This is a genomic window from Parvibaculum sp. (assembly GCF_035511255.1).
GTDB lineage: Bacteria > Pseudomonadota > Alphaproteobacteria > Parvibaculales > Parvibaculaceae > Parvibaculum.
Genome location: NZ_DATKFR010000449.1, coordinates 1 through 6,772 on the forward strand (window position 1 = coordinate 1; position 6,772 = coordinate 6,772).

Below are 6,772 nucleotides of genomic sequence, written 5' to 3' on the forward strand. Positions count from 1 at the left end.
GCCCCTTTAGATAAAGGAACCCAGCCATTCCTCCAGCGCCAGCGAGTTTCCCCCATGAGTGACGTTCCGCCGGGCTTTACGCCCGTCCAGACGAAAGGTTTCGGCGGCTTTGCAGGGCCGGTCTTTCGCGGACATGACGCGACGGGCGAGGTCTTCCTTTTCGATATCGCCGCGCAGCATCTCAATGGCGGCGACCGGCTTCACGGCGGCATGATGATGACGCTGGCCTCGATCGTGATGGGCGAGGTCGCGAAATCGGCGGCGGAGAAAAGCGAGGCCGGCGCGGATGCACGCCCCCTCTCGCTCAATTGCGATTTCGTCAGTGCCGGCGAAAAGGATGATCGCGTCGAAGGCCGGGCGGAAATCACGCGGGCGACGCGCAGCGTGCTCTTTATCTCGGGCGAGCTTCGCGTCGGCGGCCGCATCCTGATGAGCGCCACCGGCGTCTACGCCGTGAAGCGCGCCGACGCATGACGGAGAGCAGCCGACAGAGCCTGCGAGGCCGCGTGCCCCTGAAGGCCAGCGCCGAAGTGCCGGCACCGGAGGGGTTTGCCCCCGTCGAACTCTTCGATCCCTTCGAAGCGCATGTCGGCCCTTTCTTCGAGCGGGTCGAGGAAGACGGCACGCGCATCGCATCCTTCCGCGTCGATGCACGTCATGTGCGCGAGGACGGCACGGCGCATGAGGGCATGATGCTCACCTTCGCCGACGCCTTCATGGGCGGAGCCGCCTGGCGCGGCGTGGAGGACAGGCCCTGCGTCACGCTGAGCCTGCAGGCGAGCCTTCTCGGCGACGCAAGGCTTGGCGACATCGTCACCTGCCGCGCGAAGATGGACCACAAGACGCGGGCGATCGTCTTCGTCTCGGCGACCTTCTCGGTCGGCGAGACGATGGTGATGACCGGAACGAGCCTGTTCAAGATTCTGGGCGAGCGATAGACTTCCGCTCGTGACGGTACAGAGCGGGAGACAATCATGCCCATCCCTTTCAGCGGCGGATGCCGATGCGGCGCGGTGCGCTACGAGGTGAGCGCCGAGCCGATGGCCGCCTATCTCTGCCATTGCCGCGGCTGCCAGTATGAATCGGCCGGCGGACCGTCCGTCGTCGTCATGGTGCCGCGGGCGGCCTTCAAACTGAGTGGCGCGCCCAAGGGCCACACGACGATGTCCGACAGCGGGCATCCGTCGACGCGGCGTTTCTGCTCCGAATGCGGAACACCCGTGTTCGGCGAACCGTCGGTCGCGCCCGATATCGTCATGCTGCGCGCGGGCGCGATGGACGATCCGAGCTGGATCAGGCCCGCCGCGACCATCTGGGTTTCGCAGGCGCAGCCCTGGGCGCCCATAGCGCGGGACCTGCCGCGATATGACGGCAATCCGCCTCTGTGATCTGACGCAAGGTCGGCCTTGGCGGGCTGCACCGCGCTCCCGCGGCGAACAGGTTTCCACTTCACCCGGAACGCTCTAGGCTGGCGGCAGAATAAAAGCCCAGGGAGAGAGACCATGCCCGCACCCTATCAAGGCGGCTGCCTTTGCGGCGCCGTTCGCTACGAAGTGACGAGCGAGCCGATCGCCGTCGCGCTCTGCCATTGCCGCGACTGCCAGTATGTGTCGGGCGGCGAACCCGCCGCCGTCGTGCTGGTGGCGCGCAACGCACTCGCTATCACCAAGGGGAAGCCGAAGGGCTACACGGTCAAAGGCGACTCGGGGAAAAACGTGACGCGGCAGTTCTGCGACACCTGCGGCACGCCGCTTTTCAGCGACATCGAATCCAATCCTGCCGTCTGGGCGGTCAAGGCCGGATCGCTCGACGATCCGAGCTGGGCGAAGCCGGGCGTGATCGTCTACACCTCCTCGGCGCAACCCTGGGCGCATATGGATCCCGCGCTGCCGCAATTTCCGAAGATGCCGGGGTGAGCGGGCCTCGCCCTTCGAGACGGCGACTGCGCCGCCTCCTCAGGTGAGGATAAATACAGAATATACCCCTCACCCTGAGGAGCGAACCGAAGGTTCGCGTCTCGAAGGGCGAGGCCAAAGAAAGCGAACAACAATTCAGGGAGACCGTTCATGGCGCTCGATTACGATAAACTCATGGCTTCGAAATCCGTCGGCCAGGAATTCCAGTATGGCGACCGCGAGACGATGCTTTATGCCCTCGGCGTCGGCTTCGGGCGCGACCCGCTGAACGCGAAGGAACTGCCCTTCGTCTATGAAAGCGGGCTCAAGACCGTGCCGACGCAGGCGACCGTGATCGCCTGGGGCGCGGGCGGGGGTGCGATGGCGGCGGGCGGCATCAATTTCCTGATGGTCGTGCATGGCGAGCAGAAGCTGACGCTGCACAAGCCGCTGCCCTCGGCGGCGAAGATCAGCGTCGACAGTTCGGTGCTCGGCGCATGGGACAAGGGCGCCGATAAGGGCGCGATCATCGTCACAGAAAGCGTCATCAAGGACCGCGACAGCGGCGACAAGCTTTGCACGCTGCAATCGACCATCTTCGCGCGCGGCGACGGCGGCTTCGGCGGACCGCGCGAAGGCGCGCCGGAACCGCACAAGATTCCCGACCGGAAACCCGACCTCACCGTCGAGGCGGATACACGGCCGGACCAGGCGCTGCTCTACCGGCTCTCGGGCGACCGTAATCCGCTGCATGCCGATCCCGCTTTCGCGACGGCGGCGGGCTTTCCGAAGCCGATCCTGCACGGGCTCTGCACCTATGGCACGACCTGCCGCGCGATCATCTCGTCGGAAATCTGCAATTACGATCCGACGCTCATCACCGGTTTCGACGTGCGCTTTTCATCGCCCGTCTTCCCCGGCGAGACGGTGCTGGTCGACATCTGGAAGGACGGCAACATCGCGTCGTTCCGCGCAAGGCTGAAGGAGCGCGACGTCACCGTCATCAATAACGGGAAATGCACGCTGAAGGCGTGAGCCCGCGAGGGCTTCGAGACGCGCGGGACCTGACGGTCCCGCGCTCCTCAGCCCGAGGATAAAAAGGGGGGGACAATGGACAAGAAACTTCAGGGATTGCTGATCGCCAATGGCGCGCTGGTGCTGCTCGCCGGGTTCGCCGTGGGCTTTCCCTATGGCACGGCAGTGATGGCGTCGCTGGCGCCGGACGCGCCGGCAGCCGTGGCCGAACAGGTGCGCGCCTGGCACATGGCGCATCTCGAGGGTGTGCTGAACGGCTTGCTGATGCTGGCGGGCGCCGGGGTCGCGAGCCTTCTGACGCTGACGAGAAATGCCGCGCGCGTGATCTTCTGGGGTCTCGTCGTCGCGGGCTGGACCAATATCGTCGCCTCGACGATCTCGGCGCTGACCGGCGGACGCGGCACTGGCCTCACCGGCCTCGACTGGAACAGCCTCGACTTCCTGATCTTCATGGCGGGCATCATCGGCGCGATTGTGGCGATGATCGCGCTCGCTCTTGCGGGTCTCAAGACGGCGCGGCAGGCCTGACGCCGCGTCTGTCGCCGAATGCGGATCGACGCTATGGTCGCGGACGTACTCCGACAAAGGCAGGATGGTTCCCGCGATGAACGAACGGCGCGACGTGGCGGCCCTCACCTCGTCGATCCGGCGGATCGTCGCCTTCTGCGTGCGTCATGCGATCGCCGTCACGGTTTCGGCGCTTCTTCTCGGGCTCGCCGCCGGCTGGTTCGCCGCCGGACATTTCGCGATGAACAGCAATACGGCCGATCTCATCTCGGACGAGGTCGGCTGGCGCAAACAGCAGGCGCGCTTCGAGGCGCAATTCCCGCGCCCCGACAATCTCATTCTCGCGGTGATCGACGGCGCAACGCCGGAGCGCGCCGAGGAAGCGGCCGCCTCGCTCGCTTCCGCGCTCGCCCGGGACCCCGCGCTCTTTCCCTCCGTGCGGCGGCCTGACGCCGGCGCCTTCCTCGAACATGACGGTCTTCTGCTGCTGCCGACGGCGGAGGTGAAGAGCGCGACCGAGAAGCTGATCGACGCGCAACCTTTTCTCGCGGCGCTCGCAGGCGATCCGAGTCTTCGCGGCGTGATGGCGAGCCTCGGCACCGTACTTACCGGCATCGAACACGGACAGGCTTCCCTCGCGCGGATCGAGGGGCCGATGACGGCGCTGGCCGACTGCTTCGACCAGGTGCTGGCGGGACGGCCCGCATTTCTGTCATGGCAGGCCATGCTGACCGGCGGCACTCCCGATCCGCGCCGACTGCGCCGCTTTATCGAGATCGAGCCGACGCTCGACTACGGACAGTTGACGCCCGGCCGGCAGGCGACCGACGCCGTGCGGAAGGCGGCCCGGGGGCTCGGCCTCACGCCCGAAAACGGCGTGACGGTGCGGCTGACCGGGCCGGTGCCGCTCACCGACGAGGAGTTCGGCACACTGGCGGAGCGCGCCGGCCTGATGACCGGCGTCATGGGCATCGCGGTCCTGGCGATGCTGTGGCTCGCGGTGCGGTCGCTTCGTCTGATCTTTGCGATCGCCGTCACGATCATGGTCGGCCTCGCGACGACGACCGCCTTCGGCCTTCTCACCTTCGGCGCCTTCAACGTGATTTCGGTCGCCTTCATCGCGCTCTTCGTCGGGCTCGGCGTCGATTTCGGCATCCAGCTTTCGGTCCGCTACCGGGCGGAGCGGCATGAAGGCCTCGCGCTCGACGCGGCGCTCGCCGAGGCCGCATCCGGCATCGGCGGCGCGCTGACGCTGGCGGCGGCGGCGATCTCCATCGGCTTTCTCTCCTTCTTGCCGACGAGCTATGTCGGCGTCGCCGAGCTCGGCGCGATTGCCGGCGTCGGCATGATCGTCACCTTCGCGCTCACCGTGACGCTGTTGCCGGCGCTGCTCGCGCTCATGCGCCCGAAAGGAGAAACGCGGGAGGTCGGCTTCACGGCGCTGGCACCCTTGGACACCTGGCTTCACAGCCACTATCGGCGCGTGCTGGGAACGGCGGCGGTTCTGGCGCTCGCCTCGCTCGCGGCCCTGCCTCTTGTGGGCTTCGATTTCAATCCTCTCGATCTCAGGAGCGCCGAGGTCGAATCCGTGTCGACGCTGCTCGACCTCACCAAGACGCCCGAGACATCGCCCAATACGATCGACGCGACCGCGCCCGACGCGGCGCAAGCGGAAAAGCTCGCGGCGCGCCTCGAAGCGCTGCCCGAGGTTTCCCATGTGCTCTGGGTCAAGAGCTTCGTCCCCGACGATCAGGAGGAAAAGCTCGCGCTGATCGGCGACGCTTCCATGCTGCTCGACACGGCGGTCAATCCCTTCGACGAGAAGCCCACGCCGAGCGATGCGGACATCTCGGCAAGCCTTGCCGCCATTGCCGCGCGGCTCCACGCGGCCGGAACCGGGGACATGACACAAGCCGGCAAAGAGGCGCTGCGGCTCGCCCGCGATCTCGACGCGCTCGCCAATGGGACGCCCGCCTTGCGCGCGCGGGCGACGGAGGCCCTGATCCCCGGCCTCAAGACCATGCTGGCGCAGATACGCGGTATATTGCAGGCGGCGCCGGTGACGCTCGAAACACTGCCCGCCGATTTCCGTCGCGACTGGGTGTCGCCCGGCGGCATCTTCCGGCTGCAGGTCACTCCGCGCGGCAACTCGAACGACAACGAGGTGCTGTCGCGGTTCACGAGGGCGGTGCGCGCGGTCGCGCCGGAGGCGACGGGAACGCCGATCTCGGTGCAGGAATCCGGGCGGACGATCCTCCGGGCCTTCATCGAAGCCGGCCTCTGGTCCTTCCTCGCCATTGCGGCGATCCTCGGCTTTGCGCTCCGTCGCGCGCGCGACGTGACGCTTGCCCTTCTGCCGCTGCTGCTCGCAGGCATGCTCACGCTCGCGACCTGCGCCGTCATCGGCATGCCGCTCAATTTCGCCAATGTCATCGCGTTGCCGCTGCTACTCGGCATGGGCGTCGCCTTCGACATCTATTTCATGATGGCCTGGCGGGCGGGAACGCGGCGCCTGCTGCAAAAGCCCCTGACGCGCGCCGTTCTCTTCAGCGCCGCGACGACGGCGGCGGGTTTCGGGAGCTTATGGCTTTCGAGCCATCCCGGCACCGCCAGCATGGGAAAGCTGCTGCTGATCTCGCTGTGGTGGATTCTCGTCTGCGTGCTTTTCGTGTTGCCAGCACTCTTCACGTTCCTCGACGGAAGAGCGGGCCTCGACGAAAGAGCGCGCAAGGCCGGATAACGCTCAGCCGGCGACGAGCTTGTCGGCGAGCGCATTCAGCTTCTTCACCAGCGCCATCGCGCCGCCGGCGCGGACCGTCGCCGCGAAATCCGAACGGCGCATGGCGATCTGACTGACCGATCCGTCGAGGAAGATGTCGACGACCTTCCAGGCACCGCCGCTTTCGCGCATCCGGTAGATGAAGGCGATCGGCGTTTGGCCCTTGCTTTCGAGACGGCTCCTGACGATGCGGTCGGCGCCGCGCGTCTCCACGGCTGGATCGACCGTGAATTTCTGACCGTCATAGGTGCTGAAATTGGCGACGTAATTCGCGACGGTCATGCGACGGAAGGCGGCGACAAGCGACTTGCGATCGGTATCCGAGACGGTCGACCAGGCGGGGCCGACGCTCAACGCGGTCATCAGCGGCAGATCGAATGCCGCGTCGACGACCGGCGCGAGCTTGTCGAAGCGGCCGGAAAAGCCCAGCGCCTCGCCATGCTTCATGGTGTCGACCAGAGCGCCGTAAAAGGTTTCGATCTGGCTTGCCGCCGGATCGGCCGGCGCGGCAACGGCCGGCCATGACGGCAGCGATACGAGACAGATCATGACGACT

At 66.5% G+C, this 6,772-nt stretch carries 8 protein-coding genes; 7 read left to right on the forward strand and 1 reads right to left on the reverse strand.

Annotated features, from left to right (window positions below):
* The first annotated feature begins 54 nt into the window (after positions 1 to 54).
* From VMR03_RS16740 to VMR03_RS16770, 7 genes are all read left to right on the forward strand, one after another.
* The gene (locus VMR03_RS16740) at positions 55 to 474 is read left to right on the forward strand and encodes a PaaI family thioesterase (protein WP_325407231.1); all 420 of its coding nucleotides are present in this window, start codon (positions 55 to 57) and stop codon (positions 472 to 474) included.
* Positions 475 to 506: 32 nt separating this feature from the next.
* A complete protein-coding gene (locus tag VMR03_RS16745; protein ID WP_325407233.1) occupies positions 507 to 938 on the forward strand; it encodes a PaaI family thioesterase in 432 nt (143 codons plus the stop codon).
* A 36-nt stretch (positions 939 to 974) separates the two neighbouring features.
* Entirely contained in the window at positions 975 to 1,388 is a 414-nt protein-coding gene (locus VMR03_RS16750; protein WP_325407234.1) for a GFA family protein, read from the forward strand.
* Positions 1,389 to 1,502: 114 nt separating this feature from the next.
* The gene (locus VMR03_RS16755; RefSeq protein ID WP_325407236.1) at positions 1,503 to 1,916 is read left to right on the forward strand and encodes a GFA family protein; all 414 of its coding nucleotides are present in this window, start codon (positions 1,503 to 1,505) and stop codon (positions 1,914 to 1,916) included.
* A 150-nt stretch (positions 1,917 to 2,066) separates the two neighbouring features.
* Complete coding sequence (locus VMR03_RS16760; RefSeq protein ID WP_325407238.1) at positions 2,067 to 2,930, forward strand: MaoC/PaaZ C-terminal domain-containing protein; 864 nt, start codon at positions 2,067 to 2,069, stop codon at positions 2,928 to 2,930.
* Positions 2,931 to 3,005: 75 nt separating this feature from the next.
* The gene (locus VMR03_RS16765; RefSeq protein WP_325407240.1) at positions 3,006 to 3,458 is read left to right on the forward strand and encodes a hypothetical protein; all 453 of its coding nucleotides are present in this window, start codon (positions 3,006 to 3,008) and stop codon (positions 3,456 to 3,458) included.
* A gap of 76 nt (positions 3,459 to 3,534) precedes the next feature.
* Positions 3,535 to 6,177, forward strand: a complete 2,643-nt coding sequence (locus tag VMR03_RS16770) for an MMPL family transporter (protein ID WP_325407242.1) — start codon at positions 3,535 to 3,537, stop codon at positions 6,175 to 6,177.
* A gap of 3 nt (positions 6,178 to 6,180) precedes the next feature.
* On the opposite strand, the gene VMR03_RS16775 is transcribed toward VMR03_RS16770, so the two are convergent.
* Positions 6,181 to 6,772 (reverse strand): ABC transporter substrate-binding protein (locus VMR03_RS16775; RefSeq protein ID WP_325407244.1); only part of this gene is annotated, 592 nt, incomplete at its 5' end.